A 24,163-nucleotide genomic window follows, 5' to 3' on the forward strand; every position below is an offset into this window, starting at 1 on the left:
ACCCGCCTGAGTTCGTCACTCATCGAACTCAGGTTTTTTTATCGTCATCAAATCAGCAACAGCGGCACGCTAAACTGCCGTAGCATATCGACAAAACCCAATTCCTGAGTAGCTCCCAGCACAATAACATCTTCCAGTTGCTGTTCAGCCAGCTCTTTCACTCCTTCCGGAAGAGTACCAAAATAAACATAGGTATGGATAAACCCTTCAGGCAAAACCAACTGTTCTGCCAGTGTAGCTAAACGGCGCAAAGCCTGATCACGTAGCACATATTCCAGACGATGCATGTCAGAAACATATCCCCGCTCCAGTATCCTTACATACTCCGGTATAAAGCCAAGCAAATGAACATGCCCTGATGAAACATTGGCGAAAAATTGCGCATGATAAAATGCTTGCTCTCTATCATCCCGGGAAAAGACATTCACCGGAATAACAATATTTCGGTACATAGAAAATCCCTGAAAACATCTGAATATAAAAAGAATTTACATTATTATTAATTTATCTGTTAAATTTTATACTTACGCCATAAATACAGCATCATTGGGCACATTAAATCAACTGCGCCTTAGCCGCTCCTGGCAGAGCAGCTCCAGGCAGCTCCTGTAATTATCACATCTGATGACATGTAATTAATCATATCTGTCATCAGTTAAACCTTAATCTGGATCATCATTTTTTCGCGACTAATGGCCTTACAGGGCAGTTTCATCATTATTTTTTTGCTAAAAATCTTATCGACGAATCTTGCAATCCCCCACTATGACGAGGGTATGCAATCTCATCTTTTCTGAAAAATGAACTAAAATACATTGCTACACTTTGAGTTTTTTATTGCAAATAAGGTGGAATCGGTGAGATCACTATTCGATAATAGCTGTGTGTTTCCCCAACCGTATTTAACATCCTCCCCTACCGCTTTCGGTATATTGACTCATTTTACGCTCCTGGTTAAATATAGCACCCAGCTCAGTCGCGAATATAGTGACTAACCTACCTAAGTAACAATAAGGAATACACTATGACTGTTCAAACAAGTAAGAATCCGCAGATCGATATTGCTGAAGATAATGCGTTCTTCCCTTCAGAATTTTCGCTTAGCCAATATACCAGTCCGGTATCTGACCTTGATGGTGTGGACTATCCAAAACCGTATAGCGGCAAGCACAAAATTCTGGTGATCGCCGCTGACGAACGCTATTTGCCGACCGATAACGGTAAACTTTTCTCAACGGGCAACCATCCGATTGAAACGCTGCTGCCGCTGTATCACCTGTATGCAGCAGGTTTCGAGTTTGAAGTTGCGACCATTTCCGGCCTGATGACGAAGTTTGAATACTGGGCTATGCCGCACAAAGATGAAAAAGTGATGCCATTCTTTGAGCAACATAAATCTTTGTTCCGCAAACCGAAGAAATTAGCAGATGTTGTCGCCAGCTTGAACGCAGACAGCGAGTACGCAGCAATTTTTGTTCCCGGCGGTCATGGCGCTCTCATTGGCTTACCGGAAAGCAAAGAAGTTGCAACCGCTTTAAAATGGGCAGTTGAAAATGACCGTTTTGTTATCTCCCTCTGCCATGGTCCGGCTGCGTTTCTGGCGCTTCGCCATGGCGATAACCCACTAAACGGTTATTCCATTTGTGCGTTCCCTGACGCCGCAGATAAACAAACGCCAGATATTGGCTATATGCCTGGTCATCTGACCTGGTACTTTGGTGAAGAACTGAAAAAAATGGGAATGAATATCATCAATGATGATATTACTGGCCGGGTACATAAGGATCGTAAACTTCTCACCGGAGACAGTCCTTTTGCGGCAAATGCACTGGGTAAACTCGCAGCACAGGAAATGTTGGCTGCGTACCAGGGTTAATCGGACATCACTTACGGTATAGTAAAAAAGTGGGGGTATTTCCCCCACTTAGATAATCACTCTGATTGCTGACGTTTTATCTCTTCTCTTACCTTCACTTAGCATCGACTTCAGATTGAAATGTACATTGAAGCTATGCAATACAAGTATTTTTGCGATACAAACATAATTTAATTGAATAATTAAAAATTAATAATAGAAATAAATTATGTATTATCTCGCTATTTAGCGATTTTAGAAAACGACTATCTCTGATAAACTCCATCACGTTTTAACCAGTAGGGAAGCGAGGTTGGAAATGTCGTTAGTGTCAATTTTTAGACGCATTGCATTCAGTTATTATGATTATTCATGTGCCAATATCAATATTGCAAATACTGAATTTGTGGTCATTCATATCCCCGACCAAATTGGTGATGCAATGGCTATTTACCCCATAATTAGATCGCTGGAATCACATAAAATAAAACATTTATTAATTGTCACATCTACAATTAATAAAGCCGTTTTTGATTCGCTTTGTCTTAAGGAGACTAAATTAACATTAGTCAGTATGACAATGCAGGATCATGCCAGCTTTAGCGAAATAAAAATTCTGGCGCAAAGTATAAGAGAGCAATACGGTACACCGGATCTCTGCATTGAAGCTATGCGCAAGAAAAACCTGAAGACAATGTTGTTCATAAGTCATTTAAAAGCCAAAACCAATTTACAAGTTGTGGGTTTAACAATGAAATGTTATTCCTCCTTATGTAAATCGGCGTCGAAAATGGACCAGTCTCTTCGGGCGCCAGTACCAATGACATGGGCATTCATGATGCGAGAAGCTGGTTTTCCGCCTGTCCGCCCCTTATTTGAACTGCCTATCAGTGAAGAGGTAAGAAACGAAGTGCGTTATGAACTTACCTCATTGGGTGCATATATTGCTCTTAATCTTGATGGTAGTATTCAGGAGAGAACTTTTTCAGGCTCAATAGCTCAAAAACTAATAGCTATAATTAAAAATGAAATAAATATGCCAATTGTCATTGTTCATGGCCCGAATGGTACTGAAAAAGCAGTAGAACTAACGCAGTGTTTTGACAATGTCTATAATTTATCATTACCGCCTTCAATACCACGTTCTGCCGCCATCATAAAAGATGCTTTTCTCGCAATAACACCTGATACTTCTATTTTACATATGACAAGTGCTTATAATATTCCTGTCATCGCAGTATATGCCGATTATAAAACACGCTGGCCTGCTATGGCAGATATTTCAGAGACGATTGTGGTAGGGAAAAATATTGATCACATCAATCTGGATGAATTCAGAAATACGATAAAAAGAATTATCGCAAAAATTCAGCCCTGATGTAGTTATCAGATTTAAGGGAGGTTAGATACGAACCCGGTTATGGCTAACGTTGAAAAGCAAAAAGCCTGCTCGAAAGCAGGCTTTTCAAAATTTGGCTCCTCTGACTGGACTCGAACCAGTGACATACGGATTAACAGTCCGCCGTTCTACCGACTGAACTACAGAGGAATCGTGAGAACGAGGCGAATATTACTGAGTGGCACTGCGAGTGTCAACACTAAAATTCACACGTTATTTCAATCGATTAATTAAGCAACAAAATTGATGTTTAATGAGCATCTGGTGCTGAATATGTGCCTCGTTCATTCGCATTTCGCAGTCTTTGCAGCGGTTCCTGCTGATAAAATTGGCAGAAACGTTGCCACAGCGAGGGGAAGCGAGGAGCAAAAAGCTCCGGGGCGCTAAAAAAGTATTCGGAAAGCACGGCAAAACATTCTGCAGGGTCACTGGCGGCATAAGCATCAATGCTGGAGGCATTTTCGCCCACTAATTCAATTTCGTCCTGAATGTTATTCATCGCCGCGTGAAGATCGTGTTCCCAGCCCGCGACTTCACGTAAAGGAATAAAGGGGACACCACTGGCGCGATCGCCGTTCCGGGTGTCCAGTTTATGTGCAACTTCGTGGATAATCAGATTAAACCCAGAGGCATCGAAAGAATCCTGTATATCGAGCCAATTCAGTACGATGGGGCCTTGCTGCCAGCTTTGACCTGACTGAACGATGCGTTGATTATGTACCAGTCCTATATCGTCTTCCCATTCATCATCTACCACAAATGGCGCTGGGTAAATTAACACTTCATGGAAACCATCCAGCCATTCCAGCCCCAGCTCCATAACAGGTAAACAAAACAGCAAGGCGATACGACCGCTTTTCAAAGCGTCAAGTTCAACCCCTTGTAAAGGAACCAACCGTTTTTGTTGCAAAAAACGTCCAGCAAGAGTGACTAATTTGTTTTGCTCCTGCTCAGTCAAACTTGTCAAAAGAGGTATCGACAAAGCTTCCTTCCACGGAATTGCATCATCATGAACGGTTTCTTGTACTTTCCAGGGCCACTTAATCATCGTTTTGCTCGCAAACTCGTCACTTGAACAAAATTGCACGGACAGGGACTGTTAAAATGCCAAATTTCCTGGCATCATTGCAACAATCTGAACGGAGAGATGCCGGAGCGGCTGAACGGACCGGTCTCGAAAACCGGAGTAGGGGCAACTCTACCGGGGGTTCAAATCCCCCTCTCTCCGCCAATCATTCAAGCAATTAGCCCATCCCGTGTCAGTGACACAAATCTCATTGAGAAAATTCGAAAAATTCATCTGCGAAAATAACGCCAACAAGTAACCAGTGCTACCTTAGCGATCACATTTTTCTGTCTTTTGATTTCTAATACGCACCTGAATCCACAATTTTCTTCGTTTCCAGCACATTACAGTAGCCCCTATCCGTCCTCCATGCTCATTTTCGGGTATAAAAATATTTGCAGATGCTCTCTGTCGCGGTAGTCTCATAAGGTTCGTTTATAGATCGACGGCAATGTGAGTTACCTTTTTCCATACTAATTATAAAAAGACAGTACAGACAGGAACACTATGGACTCCACGCTCATCTCCACGCGTCCCGATGAAGGAACGCTTTCGTTAAGTCGCGCCCGACGAGCTGCGCTAGGCAGTTTTGCCGGTGCCGTCGTCGACTGGTACGATTTTTTACTCTATGGCATTACTGCCGCACTGGTATTTAATCGAGAGTTTTTCCCGCAAGTGAGTCCGGCAATGGGAACTCTCGCAGCGTTTGCCACTTTTGGTGTCGGATTCCTTTTCCGTCCGCTTGGAGGTGTCATTTTCGGTCATTTTGGCGACCGCCTGGGGCGTAAACGCATGTTGATGCTGACTGTCTGGATGATGGGGATCGCAACAGCATTGATTGGTATTCTTCCTTCATTCTCGACTATTGGCTGGTGGGCACCAATTTTACTGGTGACGCTGCGTGCTATTCAGGGATTTGCCGTCGGCGGCGAATGGGGAGGCGCAGCATTGCTGTCCGTTGAAAGCGCGCCGAAAAATAAAAAAGCCTTTTACAGTAGCGGTGTACAAGTTGGCTACGGTGTAGGGTTGCTGCTTTCAACTGGACTGGTTTCGCTGATTAGTATGATGACCACTGACGAGCAGTTTTTGAGCTGGGGCTGGCGCATTCCTTTCCTGTTTAGCACCGTACTGGTGCTGGGGGCATTGTGGGTGCGTAATGGCATGGAGGAATCCGCTGAATTTGAGCAACAGCAACATAATCAAGCGGCAGTGAAAAAGCGAATCCCTGTTATCCAGGCACTGTTACGACATCCAGGGGCTTTTCTGAAGATTATTGCGCTGCGACTGTGCGAGTTGCTGACGATGTATATCGTTACCGCCTTTGCGCTTAACTACTCAACCCAGAATATGGGGCTGCCACGCGAATTATTCCTGAATATTGGTTTGCTTGTGGGAGGGTTAAGCTGCCTGACAATTCCCTGTTTTGCCTGGCTTGCCGATCGTTTTGGTCGCCGCAGGGTTTATATCACTGGCGCAGTTATCGGAACCTTAAGCGCGTTTCCTTTCTTCATGGCGCTCGAGGCTCAATCCATTTTCTGGATAGTCTTCTTCTCCATTATGTTGGCGAATATTGCGCATGACATGGTGGTTTGTGTGCAGCAACCGATGTTCACAGAGATGTTTGGTGCCAGTTATCGCTACAGCGGCGCCGGGGTCGGATATCAAGTTGCCAGTGTGGTTGGTGGTGGGTTTACCCCTTTTATTGCCGCCGCCCTCATTACTTATTTTTCCGGGGACTGGCATAGCGTCGCAATTTATTTGCTGGCTGGATGCCTGATTTCCGCAATAACCGCTTTGTTGATGAAAGACAATCAACGCATCTGATGGTCTGGCGAAGATCATTCGATCTTCGCCTTACACTTTTGTTTCACATTCCTGTGACATACTATCGGATGTGCGGTAATTGTATGGAACAGGAGACACACATGAATAATAAGGGCTCCGGTCTGACCCCAGCTCAGGCACTGGATAAACTTGACGCGCTGTATGAGCAATCTGTAGTCGCTTTACGCAATGCCATTGGAAAATATATTAAAAGTGGCGAATTGCCTGATGAAAACGCCCGCAAGCAAGGTCTTTTTGTCTATCCATCATTGACCGTGACATGGGACGGCTGCGCCACAAATCCTCCCAAAACACGCGCATTTGGACGTTTTACTCACGCTGGCAGCTATACCACCACTATTACCCGCCCTGCTCTCTTTCGTTCGTATCTCAATGAACAACTAACGTTGCTGTATCAAGATTATGGTGCGCACATCTCCGTGCAACCCTCGCAGCATGAAATCCCCTATCCCTATGTCATTGATGGCTCTGAACTGACACTTGATCGATCGATGAGCGCCGGGTTAACACGTTACTTCCCGACAACAGAACTGGCGCAAATTGGCGATGAAACTGCAGACGGCATTTATCATCCAACGGAATTTTCTCCGCTATCGCATTTTGATGCGCGCCGGGTAGATTTTTCCCTCGCGCGGTTACGCCATTATACCGGCACGCCCGTCGAACATTTTCAGCCATTCGTTTTGTTTACCAACTACACACGTTATGTGGATGAATTCGTTCGTTGGGGGTGCAGCCAGATCCTCGATCCTGATAGTCCCTACATTGCTCTTTCCTGTGCTGGAGGGATATGGATCACCGCCGAAACAGAAGCCCCTGAAGAGGCGATTTCTGACCTCGCATGGAAAAAACACCAGATGCCAGCATGGCATTTAATCACTGCCGATGGTCAGGGTATTACTCTGGTGAATATTGGCGTGGGTCCGTCAAATGCTAAAACCATCTGCGATCATCTGGCGGTGCTACGCCCGGATGTCTGGCTGATGATTGGTCACTGCGGTGGATTACGTGAAAGCCAGTCCATTGGTGATTATGTGCTTGCACATGCTTATTTACGTGATGACCACGTTCTTGATGCAGTTTTGCCGCCCGATATCCCTATTCCCAGCATTGCTGAAGTGCAACGCGCGCTTTATGACGCCACCAAATTGGTCAGTGGCAGGCCGGGTGAGGAAGTTAAACAGCGGCTACGTACTGGCACTGTAGTAACTACTGATGACAGGAACTGGGAATTGCGTTACTCGGCTTCTGCACTTCGTTTTAACTTAAGTCGGGCCGTAGCGATTGACATGGAAAGTGCAACCATTGCAGCACAAGGATACCGTTTCCGCGTGCCATACGGGACGCTACTGTGTGTTTCAGATAAACCATTGCATGGTGAGATTAAACTTCCCGGCCAGGCTAATCGTTTTTATGAAGGTGCAATTTCCGAACACCTACAGATTGGCATCCGGGCAATTGATTTACTGCGCGCTGAAGGCGATCGACTGCATTCCCGTAAACTACGAACCTTTAATGAGCCGCCGTTCCGATAATAAGCCCAGATCCTTTGCGTCAGGAAAAGATGTGAAGGATGTTAAAAGCAAAAAGCCCGCTATCAAAGCGGGCTTTTCAAAATTTGGCTCCTCTGACTGGACTCGAACCAGTGACATACGGATTAACAGTCCGCCGTTCTACCGACTGAACTACAGAGGAATCGCTGTTGAGGCACATCTTAACGGCGAAAAATCTTTTGTCAAACCTGTTTTTTAAGTTCCTCAACCGTTTGCCGTTTCTATCAACAGTTTGTTGCATTTGCAGACAATTTGTCGGCGAAAATCTTTGCAGCTTTTCTGATTCTCCCTCATTATTTGAAATGTGGTTTCACTTTCTGCAATTAAGGTCGGCTTTGAATATCCCCTCAGCTTTACGCCAGGTTGTTCGCCACACTCGCTGGCACTCAAAACGTAAGAGTTACAAAGTGTTGTTCTGGCGAGAAATAACTCCGCTTGCTGTTCCTATCTTTATGGAGAATGCCTGTGTCCTGTTGATGGGCGTGCTGAGCACTTTTCTGGTCAGTTGGCTGGGAAAAGATGCGATGGCGGGCGTTGGGTTGGCGGACAGCTTCAATATGGTCATTATGGCCTTTTTCGCTGCTATCGATCTTGGTACTACTGTCGTTGTGGCATTTAGTCTCGGTAAACGTGATCGACGGCGAGCCAGAGTAGCAACACGGCAATCACTGGTGATCATGACGTTATTTGCCGTGCTGTTGGCAATTCTCATTCATCATTTTGGTGAGCAAATTATCGATTTTGTTGCAGGTGATGCCACGACAGAGGTTAAAGCACTGGCGTTGACTTATCTGGAACTGACGGTGCTCAGTTATCCAGCCGCTGCCATCACCTTGATTGGCAGTGGGGCACTTCGTGGTGCCGGGAATACGAAAATACCGTTACTTATAAACGGTAGCATGAATATTTTTAATATTATTATTAGCGGTATATTGATTTACGGGCTTTTCTCCTGGCAGGGGTTGGGGTTTGTTGGGGCTGGGCTGGGATTAACTATTTCCCGTTATATTGGCGCAATTGCAATTTTGTGGGTACTGGCGATTGGCTTTAATCCTGCGCTACGAATCTCGTTAAAGAGCTATTTTAAGCCATTGAATTTCAGCATTATCTGGGAAGTTATGGGAATTGGTATTCCAGCGAGTGTTGAATCAGTATTATTTACCAGTGGCCGGTTATTAACACAAATGTTTGTTGCCGGTATGGGAACCAGCGTTATTGCCGGGAATTTTATCGCTTTTTCGATTGCGGCTCTTATCAATTTACCTGGGAGTGCGCTCGGTTCTGCTTCTACGATAATTACTGGTCGAAGGCTGGGAGTAGGGCAGATAGCGCAAGCAGAAATACAGTTGAGGCATGTTTTCTGGTTGTCCACCCTTGGGTTAACAGCGATAGCCTGGTTAACGGCTCCTTTTGCGGGGGTTATGGCGTCGTTTTATACCCAGGATCCCCAGGTTAAACACGTGGTTGTGATTCTTATTTGGCTAAACGCGTTGTTTATGCCTATTTGGTCCGCCTCATGGGTATTACCTGCGGGTTTTAAAGGTGCTCGTGATGCCCGCTATGCCATGTGGGTTTCTATGTTGAGCATGTGGGGATGCCGAGTGGTAGTAGGTTATGCGCTGGGAATTATGCTTGGCTGGGGCGTGGTTGGTGTTTGGATGGGGATGTTTGCCGATTGGGCCGTGCGTGCTGTGTTGTTTTACTGGCGGATGGTGACCGGGCGCTGGCTATGGAAATATCCTCGCACTGAACATGAAAAGTGTGAAAAAAAGCCAGCCGTGTCGGAATAAACGACAAAACGCAGAATATTTCAGCAAACGATTTCAAAATTAAAAAACAGGCTTTGACAATGCGGATAGGCATCGTTACTATTCGCCCCGTTCTCACGATTCCTCTGTAGTTCAGTCGGTAGAACGGCGGACTGTTAATCCGTATGTCACTGGTTCGAGTCCAGTCAGAGGAGCCAGATTCTAGTTTTGAGACATCTCTATGAGTCTCAAGATGGTTAAAAAACAAGAACTTATCTTTACCCGGTTGTCTCGCAAGAGGCTATCGGGTTTCTTGACATCCATAGTTTTTGGGGGCCTAATCAGGGGCCTCACGGTTCGGTGAGCAAACGGAGCCCCCACGCTATGGCATTAACAGACACCGCTATTCGCAAGACTAAACCCTCTGACAAACCCTTCAAAATGACAGACAGTTCTGGACTGTACCTGTTGATCAAACCTAATGGCTCAAAACTCTGGTATATGAAGTACCGCATCGACGGGAAAGAGAAAAAGTTAGCTTTCGGCCCCTACCCGGAGATCTCGCTGTTGCAGGCTCGCCGCCTGCGCGAAACGGCACGCAATAATATTCATGCAGGCGTCGATCCTGCTGCGGTGAAGCAGACGGAGAAGCAGAAGCGGAAAAACGGGCAGACGTTCAGCCAGATCGCCGCCAACTGGCATGGCGAGCACAAACGCTGGTCTGAGCATTACGCAAAAACCGTTATGCGCAGGCTGGAGATGTACGTTTTCCCGGATATCGGGGATCGTTTTATCGAAGAAATCGAAACGGAGGATTTGCTGTTCACGCTGCGTAAGGTGGAGAGTAAAGGCTTTCTGGAAATCACCGCGCGGCTGAAAAACTACGTCACCGATATCATGCACTACGCGATGAAAAAGAAGTTACTCAAAGCGAACCCGGCGCTGTATCTGGACGGTGAGTTTGCCGCGCCAGAAACGAATCACTACCCGGCCCTGTCGCTGGACAAATTGCCTGAGCTTTTAACCCGCACGGATAGCTACTGCGGCAGGCTGCTGACCAAATACGCCCTTAAATTGTCGCTGATGTTTTTTGTGCGCTCCAGCGAGTTACGCTTTGCCCGCTGGAGTGAAATCGACTGGCAGCAAAAGCTGTGGGTGATCCCGGAAGAACGCGAGCAGATTGAAAACGTGCGCTTCTCTTATCGTGGCTCGAAAATGAAAATTCAGCATATCGTGCCGCTGTCGGATCAGGCGATTGCGATCCTCAGACAGATCGAAGCTCTCTCCGGGCATCTGGCCTTTATTTTTCCCGGCGAGTACGACCAGGACAAGTGCATGAGCGACAACACCGTGAATAAGGCGCTGCGGGTGATGGGCTATGACACCAAAAAAGACGTCTGCGGGCATGGCTTCCGGGCGATGGCCTGTAGTGCGCTGAGTGAGTCGGGTTTGTGGAGCAAACAGGCCATTGAAAAGCAGATGAGCCACCAGGAAACAAACAGCGTTCGCGCCGCGTATATTCACAAGGCTGAATATCTGGAGGAGCGGATCGAGATGATGCAGTGGTGGTCTGATTATCTTGATGCAAATAATGACGGGTATATTTCGGCTTACCAGTATGCCCGACGACTGAAACAGGCGTCGTAAGTTAACAAAGCATCAGAGGGGGAAAAGGTATATTCCCCCTTTGTGCATTTCAAATGTCGATGCTGACTGTAGCTTTTAAACTAAACCTACTGGATATAAAGTAGCTTTTAAGCTACTATCTTCTATGAAAACGATAAAGACCTACATAACTGCCGACGGGCGGGATCTGTATGCAGAGTTTTTTAAAGGGTTACGCGACCCCATCGCGAAGGCAAAGATCGCTTCCCGGATCAACCGGATGGCTTCGGACAATTTTGGCGACCACAAGCCCTGCCGGGAAGGTGTCTGGGAACTCAGGATAGATCAAGGGGCCGGATATCGGGTTTATTACAGCCTGGTGGATGGGGAAGTTGTCCTGCTGCTTCTGGCTGGCGACAAGCGCACGCAGGATGCAGATATAGATGAGGCTATTCGCTGCCTCAAAGACTATTTGAAGAGGTGATGTATGGCGAAAGAACGTTTATATGATGATGTTATGGTGGAGGCGCTCCGGGAAGATCCGGCCTTTGCTCAGGCTTATCTGCATCAGGCATTTCTTGATATGGATGAAGATGGCGGTCAGGAGGCTTTTTTACTCGCGTTACGCCATGTTGTTGAAGCGCGGGGAGGAATGGCGACGGTTGCCCAGAAAGCCGGTGTATCGCGTGAATCGCTGTACCGCACGCTCTCCCCGACCGGCAACCCGACACTGAGAACACTCCGCAGCGTTGTTCACGCCGCAGGTTTTCAGTTCTCTGCGCTGGCAAGTGCCTGAACGGATTTACATTTACTGTTAAGGAACCCTGCCTCACCAGCAGGGTTTTTTATTTTCTGCGATCTACCTTTCAGTAGCATCCTTTGTCCAACGGGCATGAAGATCCAGCACCGCCTGAGCAAAATCATCATCAACCGTGTAGAAATAACATTCTGGTACATTGAGCACGCGAGCAAATTCACAAACAAGATCAAAAGTCGGCTTATGTGTGCCGTTCTCGTAATGCGAGAGGCGGGAGTAAGCCGTAGCTTCTTCAATTCCGGCCAATACCCCCAATTTTTCCTGAGTGAGTTTAGCCCGTAGCCTGGCCTCTTTTAAGCGTTTGGGGATCATTGAAAATTACCATCAGTTTGAATTTATGACGGTAATCTTTAGCATTCCTCAAGAATGTTTTTCTTTAGAGTTCATAAAGATGGGCAGGCAACACAAGGAACCTATGCCTGTTCTGGATTAATAGCGATCCCTGTTTTCATATTCCACTGCACTATTTCACCAACATACAGCCTTAAAACCGCCTCGGCGAAACCATCTTCCAGTGTATAGAAATAACATTCAGGAACGTTTAGTACACGAGCAAAAGCGCAAACCATTTTGAACGTGGGCTTATGTGTTCCACTTTCATACTGAGAAAGCCGGGAACAGGCCGTATCTTCGGCGATGCCAGCGCGAACGCCCAGTTGCTCCTGAGTGAGATTGGCCCGTAGCCTCGCGGCTTTTAGTCGTTCAGGGATCATATAACCCGTTTGCTTAATAGTTACATTGACACCATCTTTAGCATTCCTTAAGATTCATTGCCTTTAGAGTTCCTAAAGTCAGAAAAATCAGATTTGGAAACAGGGGAAAACGATGAATAAAGATGACTGGCACCCGGCAGATATCATTGCCGGGTTAAGAAAGAAAGGAACGTCTCTCGCTGCGGTGTCGCGTGAGGCCGGGTTGTCCTCCAGCACACTGGCAAATGCGCTTTCCCGCCCGTGGCCGCGCGGAGAAAAACTCATTGCTGATGCGCTGGAAATATCACCAGAAATCATCTGGCCTTCGAGGTACTTTGATAACAATGGTGATCGCCTGGAAAGGATCATGCGAAAGCGATGAATCTGATACAGCAAAATCGACTCTCCCGGTGTGTGCTCAGCCTGTGGCTGATCGCACACCGGGAGACGACAAGCGAAGCGCGGCAGTGCGCTATTCACAAATTTCCCACAAATTCAAGGGGAAACTCTATTTCCAAAAAAATGAGTTTCCCCTTTCTGCACCAGAAATAACGGTGTAATCTCCCTCCTGCAATAAGCTGTCGGTTGACAGCCCCTTTGGCTTCATGGTCTGCAAGAAGCCCCTGATTTATCAGGACGACCAGCCCCCCGCTACCGGTACGACCTCCGCAATACCGGAACGCGAAAGCGTTTGAGGCTAAGAGTACATACACCGGACGGCTTCATCGTCATCGCTTAACAGCAACGACCTTCACTGGTTGAAAGGTTTCTTTTTGCCGGAATTTCTTCGGCCCACTTTTACCCTGCTGATTACCAGCGCCCTTTACATGACGGGCTGCGGCATGTATTGCCGTCAGGCTTTACTGCCGCGTAGCCGTCTTCCTGCACCCCGGACAATTCTGTCGTCATCGCTCTTCACTGGCTGAACGGCTGACTCATACCCTGCTGATTACCGGCACCTTTTACATGACGGGCTGCGGCCTGCATTGCCGAAGGCTTTGCTGCCGCGTGACCGTCATCCTGCACCAGAAACGCAATGTTTACGCCCAGCACCAGACGAGGCGTCACTTTGATCGCGTCAGCGAAAAGCAAAGTGACGCCGCACAACACACCGCCGCAAGCTCCGGATTATCCGGCCTGCGCCATATTCCCGCCAACTGACATGCCCTTTCCGGGCCAGAGTAAAGGAGAAAAAGATCGATACCGAGGGGGGCACGACGCCCCGGAGACACCCCTGCTTCGGCAGGCAGTCTGTACCGCGTACAGCCTGAAACTCCCTAAACCTCAACAACCAGCTACTCCGGCGTGAAGGTATCGTTCTGGCGCAGCCAAAAAGCACACGCCGGAGACTGTTTGTTTTTGTAGGTCAGGGGGAAGTCATGAGCAAATTAAGCAGCGAAATGAAGGCACTGGCGAAAAAAGGCGGTGGTAGCTTCAAAACGGTGGATGACCGTATCCATATTACAAAACGGTTCAGTGAGCATTTACGGGCGCTGAATATCCAGATCAAGCGGGTGGAGCAGATCAAGGTTCGCCATATCGAATGTTACATTGAGGAACGGCTGGAGCAGGATATCGGTTTACGCACGCTGCAAAATGAGATGGCAGCGTTGCGGGCCGTGCTGAGACAGGCGGGACGCCGCCAGGTGGTGGAACATCTGCGCCTGACCAACAAGGCGCTGGGGCTGTCGGGTGCGTCGCGCAACGGCACACGCCGCGCCATTACGCCGGAGCATTATCAGCAGGTAATGGAAAAAGCCCGTGCTGAGGATGCAGGACTGACGGCGGCGCTGGAGATTGCGCGGCTGATGGGATTGCGTTCGCAGGAAGCGGTACAGAGTTCACAGTCGCTGAAAACATGGCTGAAGACCCTTTCTCGCGGGGAAACACGGTTGAAAGTGGTGTTTGGCACCAAAGGCGGGCGTCCGCGCTATACGACAGTCCTGGATACTGGCGCAGTCAGACAGGCGCTGGAGAAAGCATTGCTAGTTACAAAACAGCGTAATGGCAGGCTGATTGACAAACCCGATCTCAAAACAGCGATGGATCACTGGCACAAACAGGCGACTAAAGTCGGGCTGACGGGCGAATTTTCCCCGCACTCCCTGCGGTATGCGTGGGCGCAGGATGCGATCCGTCATTATCTGGCGCAGGGGTTTAGTGAGAAGGAATCTCTGGCGATGACGGCTACAGATTTGGGCCACGGTGATGGGCGTGGGCGTTGGGTGAAGCAGGTGTATGGCTACAAGTGGAAAGAGAAATAACGATTTCATGAATGGCGCGAGGAATAATTGTTGCGGTGTGCATAGTACCCGCACCGAAACAGGCTAATCCTGTTTTTTTTCGGGAACTAACGGCGCGATGGAGTTAGATAAACGCTCATAACCTCTGGCTGTTATGAGCGAGAAGCAGAGTTTGGAATGTTTAGCTTCTTGCTCAATTTTATTCCGCTGAAAGTGTATGTCTGTGGTTAAGTGACGTTGACCTATTATGGAAAAAACACAATTAACTGAGTTATCGGAATGTCTAGGCTGATTATTTCTTTACATATAGATCTAGAAAATAATCGCCCCTTCTGCTTTTATATGAATGGCCGGGCTTTGAGAAATGATACTTTGCGAATAAATACTGCATGCTTTTATTATCTTGACGAACAGTGCCGAAGCATCCTTTACCTGATAAATTCTCAGACATGTGATTACATATTGACTTCATTAATATACCCCCTAGATTTCGCCCTCGCATTTTTTCATTGACATAGACCCATCCTAACTCATATTCGTATTTTTCTTGCTCGGAAACGCCTGCCTTTTCAAAAGAGCCTAATTTATACTCTGCTCCTGGACGCTTAATTGCACCAATACCAACGCATTCTTTCTGGGCATAGATAAAGAACAGATGTTCAGCATCCAATATCCTTCTACTTAGTCCCACAGGATCGACTTCGGCCCCCTCGATTACTAGTTTTTTGAATATTTCCAACTCGTTTACATCGCAATTATTAGGGCTCTTGGATACTACTATTTCGTCCATCTTCGAAACTCTCTTTACATATAATTGACTAAACTATGGATATTACGCCTTTTTATATCGATTTAAAATATAAAAAAGTAACAGTGAGTAAGCGAAATTATTCTTATAGCGATTAAAGAATTAATCGTATCCCATGATTCATTAGCAGCTGTTATGACATTTGAAATGTCCGCATTTGGCACAGAGTCGACAGTCAAAAGGAAAAGGGCTAAGGGTAAGGACCAGCTAAGGGTAACAGCACCTTACCTGAAAGGGCTACAATCCAAAGGGCCAACGCTGGCGCAGATCGATGTAATCCCACAGAATCTGGTGCAATCATGGACTTTTGCAGCGACAGGATCTGGTGAAGCCAGCCATATCAAAGCTGGTGCAAATTTATGTTTCTGTATGTCTGTTGAATCCCCGATATACGTCAGGAATAACAACCTCTCGTTGGTTTTAAGGCATCTAGGTAACAGTCCCTGAAAATATGATTTACATCATCTTTTTAAGCAAAAATATCCCTGGGGCCTTTCTGAGGGCCTTATTTTTACTTCACTTATAAAAATCATTAAAATTCAATAAAATACGGCAATACCCGCATCCAGTCAGAGGAGCCAGATTCTGAAAAGCCCGCTTTGATAGCGGGCTTTTTGCTATATCTGATAATCAATTTCCTCTTCACTATTTTCCATCACCTGCCGCTTAATATCCTCAACCGACAATCCAGCATTGCACAGTTCCAGAAAGCGCCAGACGTAGTTACGCTGCAGTTGTCCTCGCTTCAGACCCAACCAGACGGTACTGGCATCGAAAAGATGGCGAGTATCCAGACGAATTAAATTCTCTTCCTCTTGCTCACCGCTGGATTGTTCGGCAACTAATCCTATCCCCAAACCGAGGGCGACATAGGTTTTGATGACATCAGAATCCTGAGCACTCAATACAATATCTGCCAGTAAACCTTTGCGGACAAATGCATCATCAATACGCGAGCGGCCTGTAATTCCCTGTCGGTAAGTGATCAACGGCCACTTCGCTATTGATTCCAGCGTCAATGGCGTAATTTGTGTTAAAGGATGATCGACAGGAACGAGCAAACTATGATGCCAACGAAACCAGGGGAAAGCGACGAGTTGGGGATCATTGCTCAAACGCTCACTGGCTATACCAATATCAGCTCCGCCGTTTTGTAGCAGGCTAGCAATTTCCTGCGGCGTCCCCTGGATAAGCTCGAGTCGCACTTCGGGGAATAGTTCGCGGAAGGCTTTAATGACCCCAGGCAAGCTGTAACGAGCCTGAGTGTGCGTCGTTGCAATAGTGAGTACGCCAGATGTGTCGTTGGTAAACAGGTCTGCAAGCCGACGAACATTACTGGCTTCATTCAGAATACGTTCTGCAATGACCAGTAATGCTTTACCCGGTTCAGTCATACCAAGCAGCCGCTTGCCACGACGAACGAATATTTCGATACCAAGTTCATCCTCCAGCTCTCGAATATGACGACTGACACCTGACTGTGAGGTAAAGAGCATATTCGCGACCTCTGTCAGATTGTAATCCTGACGGGCAGCTTCGCGGACTATCTTTAGTTGTTGGAAATTCACGGTAAACTCCGGGCATATAAGACATCCATTATTGTTAGAGTCTAATGCCCGGCATAACAAATAATAAAAACCCGCATCTTATTCCATCCAGGTATAACGTTTAGCTCACCAATTGCCATTGTCTTTTTTCCATGGCTGGAGAACTAATCACTGACAATAACAGCTCTTTCACTGCCTGCGCCTGTGGCGATAAACCTGATCTGGCGGGTAAGTTTAATGACAACGAGAGACTCATTGAAGGTGTGGTAATACGTGACATCCAACCGTTAACTGCGGCACATAACGAACGTGCGGCCGATTCAGGTAATACTGCAACGCCCATACCGCTGGCAATCGCAGCGGTAAGCGTGGCGATAGACTCAATTTCACCGATGACTTTCGCTGTAAGCCGGCGTAGGGAAAAAGCTTCATCAACACGAAGTCTTACTACACTGTAATCGCTGGGAAGGAAGAGGTTCATTTGCGCTATCGCATTAACATCAACGCTTTGCCCTGGGCAATCCTGAGTTCCGACAAGAAACAGATCTTCTTTTAACAAAGCCTGACTGGATACGCCAGACACAGGGGAATGCTCATAAATCACCGCCATATCAAGCTGGTTGTTTATAAGTTTTTCGTTAAGCACAGCACCGCTATTTTCATGGAGATAGATAACGACCTCTGGAAATTCAGCGCGTACCGCCTGTAATAAAGGCATGGTGATAGATGACGCGGCGGTTCCAGGCGCAAAGCCAATCGAGACTTGACCTGACAATGTCTGACCTACATTATGCACCGCCAGTTGGGCCTGTTCACACTGACGTAAAATTGCCCGCGCATGGGTATAGAGAATTTTGCCGGCGTCTGTCGGCGTAACGCCACGTTTTGTGCGAATCAAAAGTTGCTGATTTAGCTCACCTTCCAGCGTGGCAACCTGCTGACTGAGCGCAGGCTGTGCTATATGCAATACTTCAGCAGCCTGAGTCAGGCTACCAATATCTACAATTTTGACGAAGTATTTCAGGCGTCTAAAGTTCATGGTGCCTCCGGTTTTTTTAAGCGTCAGCCCGAGTGCCGACATTACTAACAACCAGATTGCAAGATACTTGCCAGTTTCGTTTTGGCGTTGATACGAAAGCTAATCGCCCGTCAAATAAGAGATTATGATTGTTTCGTCATTGGCTCTTTAAGCCAGGAGAAGCATTTCCTGCCCCATGAAAGGATGTCATGCACCACGATGGAACATGATTAAAAAGATTGAAAGTTCATCGTTTTGTTGAAATTGGCAGCAAACGAACAAAAAAATGCATTTCCCCCTTTGACATCGCCATATACTGCCATTAATATGCGCCCCGTTCTCACGATTCCTCTGTAGTTCAGTCGGTAGAACGGCGGACTGTTAATCCGTATGTCACTGGTTCGAGTCCAGTCAGAGGAGCCAGATTCAAAAAAGCCTGCTTTCGAGCAGGCTTTTTGCTTTTTATACAACAGCTATTTTAAAACATCTGCTTTGAAGCAGAGCTAATTTGCACTGGCATTCCCGATCGACGTTGCAACGCAGCATTCGCGCGATTCACATCGACCTCTTGTCCGTTGATAAACGCCCGCAAGGAAGGCGTCACCGGCAATGGCACTTTTCGGTCGGACTCATATTCTGCACGATTGCGCGACAGCGGCTCATGAACTTCCAGCCACTTTGAACCATCCGGCTCCGTTGTGTATTTCACTGGCTGATCAATAATTTGCACGCGCGTCCCTACCGGAACATTATCAAACAGATATTTGATATCGTCATTGCGCAGACGAATACAGCCCTGGCTTACCCGTAGGCCAATCCCAAAATTGGCATTAGTACCGTGAATGGCATATAACCTGCCGATATAAATAGCGTACAGCCCCATAGGATTATCGGGTCCGGCTGGGACAAATGCAGGCAGGCTCTCCCCACGCTTTGCATATTCACGACGAGTGTTAGGGGTTGGCGTCCAGGTTGGTGCTTCTTGTTTACGCTCAACGGCTGTCACCCAATTACGCGGGGTTTCTCGTCCAGCCTGACCAATACCAATAGGAAACACTTCCACAGTATTACTGTCTGGTGGGTAGTAATACAGACGCATCTCGGCGACGTTAACCACAATCCCTTTTCGCACAGTGGCGGGCAAAATCAGTTGCTGCGGAATGGTGAGCTGCGAACCAGACTTCGGCAAGAAAACATCAGCCCCCGGATTCGCTTCCAGCATATTGCTCAGCCCTTGTCCGTACTGCGCGGCAAAAGTTTCCAGCGGCTGGGTATTGTGATCGGGAACCGTTACTGTAAGTGGCTGCCCCACTAAACGACTCCCCTCTGGGGGTAATGGATAAGTTACCGCCAGGCTATTATGGCTGGCAAAAAGCAGAGCAAATGAACAAAGAATATTTACACGACGCATCATATCCCTTTCCTAAGTCGCGAAAGCCATCCGATAAGTATAGCTTTTATCAGACTTTTCGTTTTTAACTGTTCAATTCTGAAGTTGTATTCCCCGGTAGAATAATATTACTGGCAGCAAGTTCGCCCATGTTGTTGTATATCGCGCAAGCAGCTTCGATGATGGGCATCGCCAGAGCTGCGCCACTCCCCTCACCTAAACGCATTTCCATATTGAGATAAGGCTCCAGCTCCAAATGCGACAACGCAATACGCGCCCCTTTTTCTGCCGACAAATGGGAAGGAATAAGATACGGTTTGATTGCAGGCGACATCTGACACGCAGCAAGCGCGGCGGCATAAGAAAGAAAGCCATCCAGCAACACGGGTAAACCGCAGGAAGCGGCTCCTGAGATCACGCCAGCCATTCCGACCAGATCAAATCCACCGACTTTTGCCAGTACATCAACACCATCCAGCGGATTCGGTTGATTCAACATAATTGCCCGACGAACAACATCAACTTTGTTTGCCAGTTTATCTGTCGGCAGGTTTGCGCCAATACCAACCACCTCTTCGGGATCGCGTCCCGCAATTGTGCTGACTATCGCCGCAGCCGGCGTCGTGTTTGCCATTCCCAGCTCACCCACGCCAAACAGCGTGACGCCATTTTTCGCCAGTTCACGCGTATAACGAATGACTTCCAGAAGCAACTCTTCAGCCTGACAGCGGCTCATTGCAGAACCTGAAGCAATATTGCCGCTACCTCGAGCGACACGCATATTGATAAGTCCGGGTATTGGCTCCGCAGTATCTATCCCTACATCAATTACATGAACTTTAGCCCCCGCCTGTGCTGCCAGAACACACACGCCGGTTGTTCCGCGTAGCATATTTTCGGCCTGAATGGCTGTCACCGCTTTCGGGGAAATAGTGACACCTTCATCCCAGACGCCGTGATCGGCGCACATAACAACTACCGCTTTTTTACCCACATGAGGAACACCATTCAACCCCGGCATTCCTGCCAGTTGTACGGCAAGCGCCTCCAGCCTTCCCAGACTACCGACGGGTTTGAGTAACCCGTCAATATGCCGTTGTGCGCGTGACATAGCAGCATGATCGATGGCCGGGATCGTATTCAGTAAATCGGCAAGTGTTTGCATGTTGCTTCTCTTTATAGCAGCGCCAGCAGAAATACCAGCTCACCAAGCTCTATGGCAGCTCCCAGCGTATCGCCGGTTTGCCCGCCCAGAGTACGTTTGAGAAGCTGACCGAGGACGAAAATTGCCACCATCGTCACCACCATAGCAGCCACACCATGCATACCTGGCAGTAATACAGCAGCAAAAATCACGGCTAAGCCGAGGGTTACACAGGTTTGTCGCCCATCAATTTTGCCAATGAACACATTGCCAAGCCCTTCTTCCCGGGCATAACGATGACGATACATCAATAATGCGGCAGTCCCTCGGCTGACAGCACATGCTGCTGCCAGCGATGCCAGAATCGGCTCACCACGTAGAGCCAGCTCGCTCAAAATCAAAATCTTTCCCAGCACAACAAAAATCAATGCCAGACCGCCGTGGGTGCCTAAACGGCTATCACGCATGATTTCCAACATACGATCTCGGCTACGTGCAGAAAATACGCCATCACAGGTATCGGCAAGGCCGTCCAGGTGGAATCCTCCGGTCATCAGCGCCAGAACCAGCACGCTAAACAGTGCCGCCAGCGGTACGCCACACCATGCCTGCAACACCATGAAAACCAGCCCGCTAATCGCGCCAAGCAATAAACCAATTAAAGGAAAAGTAATGATACCGCGAGAATAATGTTCAAAATCCAGCCCCTGGGACCAACGACGCGGTACAGGCAGACGCGTAATGAAAGAGAGCATCGCCCAAAATAATTTACTCATTTGATTTTTACTCCAATACCCGAAACCACCAGCCATACTTCATCTGCCGCAGCGGCCAGTTGCTGATTCACTCGCCCGGCAATATCACGAAAATGTCGCGCCAGACGATTCTCCGGCACAATACCCATTCCCACTTCATTGGTCACTAATACGACCTTTGCAGGGCAACGTTGACAGGCAGCAATCAGCGACTGAATCTCGCCATTTATCGCTTGCTCCATCGCCACATAATCCCATTCTTCAGGGGCTTTATCGCCGCCATAATCAAACAACAGATTAGTCACCATTGTCGTAATGCATTCCAGCAACACAGCGTTCTGCGGATTAATGTCGGCATTAATTAACTCATCAAGCTGTTGCCAGCGTTCCACCGTGCGCCAGTGCGCCGGACGCCCCTGCCGATGATGCTCAATCCGTGCTGCCATCTCATCATCAAGGATTTGCGAAGTGGCGATATACAGAACCTGTGGTGTATCCCCGATAAGCCTCTCGGCGTGCCGACTCTTCCCACTCCGTGCACCACCCGTCACCAAAATCATCATACGGACTCCTGGCTCAATTGTATGATGGTATTCATTGACCAGAACCATGGTTGCGCCATCGTTGCTGATCGTAATAACATTTCCGCAATTAATACTGCGCGTAATGAAAATAAAAATCCAGCGTTCTCAATCCATTACGAATGAAGGCGGTGTTGTGAAATAGTCCGCTTTCCCTGTGTAAACGTCTGACAGAATGCCTCATTGGCAACATTTTCTCTGTGTTGACACATTTCATTCAGATAATGGATTAATGCTACTGCCCCACCAGCCGGACCAGCCAGCAAACGGGCATTATGCTGTGTGATTAAAATTACCGTCGCGCCATCAGGATGAGAGAAGCTTTCTGGTATGGATGCCCCGTTTTCAGCAATCAATAACAGCACTGAATAATCTGTATACGCGTCTGATAACGATTGAACTGCTCCACCTTTAAAAGGTAAGAACCCTTGCTGCCAGTCCTCACCCACAAAACAGGTCATTGGCACCATTTCGGCCAGATATTTCGCCAGATTAATATCGCCAGAGTAGAGGCAAAAAAGGGCTATCGATTCGGGTTTTATCGTTTTCATATCCCCCGTCCTCCGCTTCGTTTCCTGTAATGACGGTCAGGCTGATATACCATGAAAAACGATTGCCGCGCATTGAGAGCAGCCCAGGTGCCTGTCGGCACTACAATGAATGAACTAAATGATGCCGCCATACCCTGATCCTCTCAGGGTGGTAGGGGTATAAAGACGCGCCAGTACTCAACCGGGCGCTTCCGGACAACCCACTTCCCACCGAAGTTGTTGGTATTGACTGACAGGCTGGTCTTCTGGCTTCGCATCATCCTTCCCCGGCCTTCCCAATCTCGCGATCAGTGGTATTTTCGGGGTTGTCAGCATTACAGCAGCGGGGGCTGCGAGGGATTTTCACCCTCTTCCCAGGCACAAATGTGCCGAACCTGTCAGCGTATGTTATGAGCTGATCTCACTTATCCCATAACACGCAAATAACGTTAATTAATATTGCCAGAGTCTATTTAATCATCCCTCATTTTCCACATTAAATTTATGCTGTTTCCGCTGCTACATTTTCACTAATTTGCTGACGATATACCTGCGGAGTCACCTGATACGTCTGGCGAAAAACTTTGCAGAAATAGCTGGTTTGTGAGAAGCCTAAATTACGCGCGATACTGGCGATACTCCAGTCACTATGGCACAGCAGCTCACGGGCGCTGGCCATTCGTTGTTGGTTTACCCACGCATTAAAACCAATCCCATGATATTTCTTAAACAACTTACTGAAGTAATAAGGGCTTAGATAAACATGCGAGGCAACATCTTCCAGACGCAAATCGTCTGATAAATGCGCATCGATATAGCGCAATGCTTTTTTCATTTTATTATCATGGGGATTAGGTGCACGGGTCTGACGAACTGACCCCGAATGAGGTTTATTCTCTTTAATAACGACAAAATTGAGTTGCTTTTTGAGGCAATTTTCCACAATCAACTTCAACAAATCAGCAGAGGCCATAACCCGCGAGTAATCCATTTCAGGAACTTTGCGAAACTCATTAAGTAATTCTGGGTCGGCTTGCCAACAATCATCGACATTCAGAATATCGATCAAGTCAACATCATCATTACGCAGGCGAACTTGTCCACACAACACAAAGCCGACTAAATGCCCGGCAATCACCAGAGGAATAGAGAAATCGGTTAACCCTGCATGACAGCGGTAAATACAAGGCTGATCGGATTTAGAGGCTTCCAGACCACCACAACGATCGCTCATGCGACAGCGAGTGCTAAGCTGAGGGTGTTGGCGCATCATCTGACAAAATGGGGTGAAGTTAAACAGCTCGGAGATTTCATCACCGTGGATATTGACCACGACAACCGCAAGACTAGTCGCCTGCGCAAAATCCTGTGCGATTTTATTAATGAGTTCTGAATTAAGTGTCGCCGCAGAAATCATGATAAAACCTCCCAGTTAATTTATTGTTATAGCAAAACAATTGTTTTACATTTAATCTTCACATCATCCTTAATGATTTACTGACGAGAAGCACAACGGACAATAACAAAAGCCTCCATGAAGCGGGAGACTTTTTAATAAGTTCGGAAA

General features: G+C 47.4%; 24 protein-coding genes, 5 tRNA genes and 1 riboswitch. Of the genes, 13 read left to right on the plus strand and 16 right to left on the minus strand.

Going from position 1 to position 24,163, the window contains the following annotated elements:
• Positions 1-47: 47 nt before the first annotated feature.
• Positions 48-452, minus strand: a complete 405-nt coding sequence (locus BEG40_RS06240) for a universal stress protein (RefSeq protein ID WP_016158469.1) — start codon at positions 450-452, stop codon at positions 48-50.
• Positions 453-1,024: 572 nt separating this feature from the next.
• Here BEG40_RS06240 and hchA point away from each other — a divergent pair.
• Both hchA and BEG40_RS06250 read left to right on the plus strand, forming a co-directional pair.
• Positions 1,025-1,876, plus strand: coding sequence for a glyoxalase III HchA (gene hchA, locus BEG40_RS06245; protein WP_105285071.1), 852 nt, complete (start codon positions 1,025-1,027; stop codon positions 1,874-1,876).
• A 298-nt stretch (positions 1,877-2,174) separates the two neighbouring features.
• On the plus strand, positions 2,175-3,233 hold the full coding sequence (locus BEG40_RS06250; RefSeq protein ID WP_105285072.1) for a glycosyltransferase family 9 protein: 1,059 nt from the start codon (positions 2,175-2,177) through the stop codon (positions 3,231-3,233).
• A gap of 95 nt (positions 3,234-3,328) precedes the next feature.
• Here the strand turns inward: BEG40_RS06250 and BEG40_RS06255 are convergent.
• Positions 3,329-3,404 (minus strand) — tRNA-Asn (locus BEG40_RS06255).
• A 100-nt stretch (positions 3,405-3,504) separates the two neighbouring features.
• On the minus strand, positions 3,505-4,302 hold the full coding sequence (gene mtfA, locus BEG40_RS06260) for a DgsA anti-repressor MtfA (protein ID WP_016231792.1): 798 nt from the start codon (positions 4,300-4,302) through the stop codon (positions 3,505-3,507).
• Between the two features lie 93 nt (positions 4,303-4,395).
• On the opposite strand from mtfA, the gene BEG40_RS06265 reads away from it, so the two are divergent.
• From BEG40_RS06265 to amn, 3 genes are all read left to right on the plus strand, one after another.
• A tRNA-Ser gene (locus tag BEG40_RS06265) sits at positions 4,396-4,485 on the plus strand.
• A 342-nt stretch (positions 4,486-4,827) separates the two neighbouring features.
• Positions 4,828-6,144 carry a shikimate transporter gene (gene shiA / locus BEG40_RS06270; RefSeq protein ID WP_000378581.1) on the plus strand — a complete coding sequence of 439 codons (1,317 nt, stop codon included), beginning with the start codon at positions 4,828-4,830 and terminating at the stop codon, positions 6,142-6,144.
• Positions 6,145-6,245: 101 nt separating this feature from the next.
• Positions 6,246-7,700 (plus strand): AMP nucleosidase, encoded by a 1,455-nt coding sequence (amn, locus tag BEG40_RS06275; RefSeq protein ID WP_001060211.1) that lies wholly within the window; start codon positions 6,246-6,248, stop codon positions 7,698-7,700.
• 84 nt (positions 7,701-7,784) lie between these two features.
• Here amn and BEG40_RS06280 read toward each other — a convergent pair.
• Positions 7,785-7,860: transfer RNA gene (locus BEG40_RS06280), tRNA-Asn, on the minus strand.
• 160 nt (positions 7,861-8,020) lie between these two features.
• Here BEG40_RS06280 and yeeO point away from each other — a divergent pair.
• The 5 genes from yeeO to BEG40_RS06305 all read left to right on the plus strand — a co-directional run bounded on the left by yeeO (position 8,021) and on the right by BEG40_RS06305 (position 11,867).
• Positions 8,021-9,508, plus strand: a complete 1,488-nt coding sequence (yeeO, locus tag BEG40_RS06285; RefSeq protein WP_077630371.1) for a toxic metabolite efflux MATE transporter YeeO — start codon at positions 8,021-8,023, stop codon at positions 9,506-9,508.
• 100 nt (positions 9,509-9,608) lie between these two features.
• A tRNA-Asn gene (locus BEG40_RS06290) sits at positions 9,609-9,684 on the plus strand.
• Positions 9,685-9,850: 166 nt separating this feature from the next.
• Positions 9,851-11,113: a tyrosine-type recombinase/integrase gene (locus tag BEG40_RS06295; protein WP_105285073.1), complete on the plus strand. Its 1,263-nt coding sequence runs from the start codon at positions 9,851-9,853 to the stop codon at positions 11,111-11,113.
• A gap of 124 nt (positions 11,114-11,237) precedes the next feature.
• A complete protein-coding gene (locus BEG40_RS06300) occupies positions 11,238-11,555 on the plus strand; it encodes a type II toxin-antitoxin system RelE/ParE family toxin (protein ID WP_105285074.1) in 318 nt (105 codons plus the stop codon).
• A gap of 3 nt (positions 11,556-11,558) precedes the next feature.
• Positions 11,559-11,867: an addiction module antidote protein gene (locus BEG40_RS06305; RefSeq protein ID WP_105285075.1), complete on the plus strand. Its 309-nt coding sequence runs from the start codon at positions 11,559-11,561 to the stop codon at positions 11,865-11,867.
• 63 nt (positions 11,868-11,930) lie between these two features.
• Here the strand turns inward: BEG40_RS06305 and BEG40_RS06310 are convergent, their stop codons facing one another.
• Entirely contained in the window at positions 11,931-12,200 is a 270-nt protein-coding gene (locus BEG40_RS06310) for a helix-turn-helix transcriptional regulator (protein WP_105285076.1), read from the minus strand.
• Between the two features lie 101 nt (positions 12,201-12,301).
• Complete coding sequence (locus BEG40_RS06315; protein WP_105285077.1) at positions 12,302-12,601, minus strand: helix-turn-helix domain-containing protein; 300 nt, start codon at positions 12,599-12,601, stop codon at positions 12,302-12,304.
• A gap of 112 nt (positions 12,602-12,713) precedes the next feature.
• On the opposite strand from BEG40_RS06315, the gene BEG40_RS06320 reads away from it, so the two are divergent.
• Positions 12,714-12,962 (plus strand): helix-turn-helix domain-containing protein, encoded by a 249-nt coding sequence (locus BEG40_RS06320; protein ID WP_021550957.1) that lies wholly within the window; start codon positions 12,714-12,716, stop codon positions 12,960-12,962.
• Positions 12,963-13,495: 533 nt separating this feature from the next.
• Here the strand turns inward: BEG40_RS06320 and BEG40_RS21850 are convergent.
• Positions 13,496-13,690 carry a hypothetical protein gene (locus BEG40_RS21850; protein WP_157945270.1) on the minus strand — a complete coding sequence of 65 codons (195 nt, stop codon included), beginning with the start codon at positions 13,688-13,690 and terminating at the stop codon, positions 13,496-13,498.
• Between the two features lie 269 nt (positions 13,691-13,959).
• On the opposite strand from BEG40_RS21850, the gene BEG40_RS06325 reads away from it, so the two are divergent.
• Complete coding sequence (locus BEG40_RS06325) at positions 13,960-14,844, plus strand: integrase domain-containing protein (protein WP_105285078.1); 885 nt, start codon at positions 13,960-13,962, stop codon at positions 14,842-14,844.
• Between the two features lie 271 nt (positions 14,845-15,115).
• Here BEG40_RS06325 and BEG40_RS06330 read toward each other — a convergent pair whose 3' ends face one another.
• The 3 genes from BEG40_RS06330 to nac all read right to left on the minus strand — a co-directional run bounded on the left by BEG40_RS06330 (position 15,116) and on the right by nac (position 18,217).
• On the minus strand, positions 15,116-15,613 hold the full coding sequence (locus BEG40_RS06330; protein WP_105285079.1) for a GNAT family N-acetyltransferase: 498 nt from the start codon (positions 15,611-15,613) through the stop codon (positions 15,116-15,118).
• Positions 15,614-16,248: 635 nt separating this feature from the next.
• Positions 16,249-17,199 carry an HTH-type transcriptional regulator Cbl gene (gene cbl, locus BEG40_RS06340; protein WP_105285081.1) on the minus strand — a complete coding sequence of 317 codons (951 nt, stop codon included), beginning with the start codon at positions 17,197-17,199 and terminating at the stop codon, positions 16,249-16,251.
• Between the two features lie 100 nt (positions 17,200-17,299).
• Positions 17,300-18,217 carry a nitrogen assimilation transcriptional regulator NAC gene (nac, locus tag BEG40_RS06345; RefSeq protein ID WP_016231794.1) on the minus strand — a complete coding sequence of 306 codons (918 nt, stop codon included), beginning with the start codon at positions 18,215-18,217 and terminating at the stop codon, positions 17,300-17,302.
• Positions 18,218-18,543: 326 nt separating this feature from the next.
• Here nac and BEG40_RS06350 point away from each other — a divergent pair.
• A tRNA-Asn gene (locus BEG40_RS06350) sits at positions 18,544-18,619 on the plus strand.
• 55 nt (positions 18,620-18,674) lie between these two features.
• On the opposite strand, the gene ldtA is transcribed toward BEG40_RS06350, so the two are convergent.
• From ldtA to pocR, 6 genes are all read right to left on the minus strand, one after another.
• Complete coding sequence (gene ldtA / locus BEG40_RS06355) at positions 18,675-19,610, minus strand: L,D-transpeptidase (RefSeq protein ID WP_000986312.1); 936 nt, start codon at positions 19,608-19,610, stop codon at positions 18,675-18,677.
• Positions 19,611-19,671: 61 nt separating this feature from the next.
• Complete coding sequence (cobT, locus tag BEG40_RS06360; RefSeq protein WP_001193771.1) at positions 19,672-20,751, minus strand: nicotinate-nucleotide--dimethylbenzimidazole phosphoribosyltransferase; 1,080 nt, start codon at positions 20,749-20,751, stop codon at positions 19,672-19,674.
• An 11-nt stretch (positions 20,752-20,762) separates the two neighbouring features.
• On the minus strand, positions 20,763-21,506 hold the full coding sequence (cobS, locus tag BEG40_RS06365; protein ID WP_010348811.1) for an adenosylcobinamide-GDP ribazoletransferase: 744 nt from the start codon (positions 21,504-21,506) through the stop codon (positions 20,763-20,765).
• Positions 21,503-22,048: a bifunctional adenosylcobinamide kinase/adenosylcobinamide-phosphate guanylyltransferase gene (gene cobU, locus BEG40_RS06370; RefSeq protein WP_000973186.1), complete on the minus strand. Its 546-nt coding sequence runs from the start codon at positions 22,046-22,048 to the stop codon at positions 21,503-21,505. Before cobU ends, cobS begins: the two co-directional genes overlap by 4 nt.
• 134 nt (positions 22,049-22,182) lie before the next feature.
• Positions 22,183-22,617: a hypothetical protein gene (locus tag BEG40_RS06375; protein ID WP_000849061.1), complete on the minus strand. Its 435-nt coding sequence runs from the start codon at positions 22,615-22,617 to the stop codon at positions 22,183-22,185.
• Positions 22,618-22,835: 218 nt separating this feature from the next.
• Positions 22,836-23,010, minus strand: a riboswitch (cobalamin riboswitch).
• Positions 23,011-23,098: 88 nt separating this feature from the next.
• Entirely contained in the window at positions 23,099-24,013 is a 915-nt protein-coding gene (gene pocR, locus BEG40_RS06380; RefSeq protein ID WP_000622041.1) for a transcriptional regulator PocR, read from the minus strand.
• Positions 24,014-24,163: the final 150 nt, after the last annotated feature.

Source organism: Escherichia sp. MOD1-EC5495 (assembly GCF_002965965.1).
Classification (GTDB): domain Bacteria; phylum Pseudomonadota; class Gammaproteobacteria; order Enterobacterales; family Enterobacteriaceae; genus Escherichia; species Escherichia ruysiae.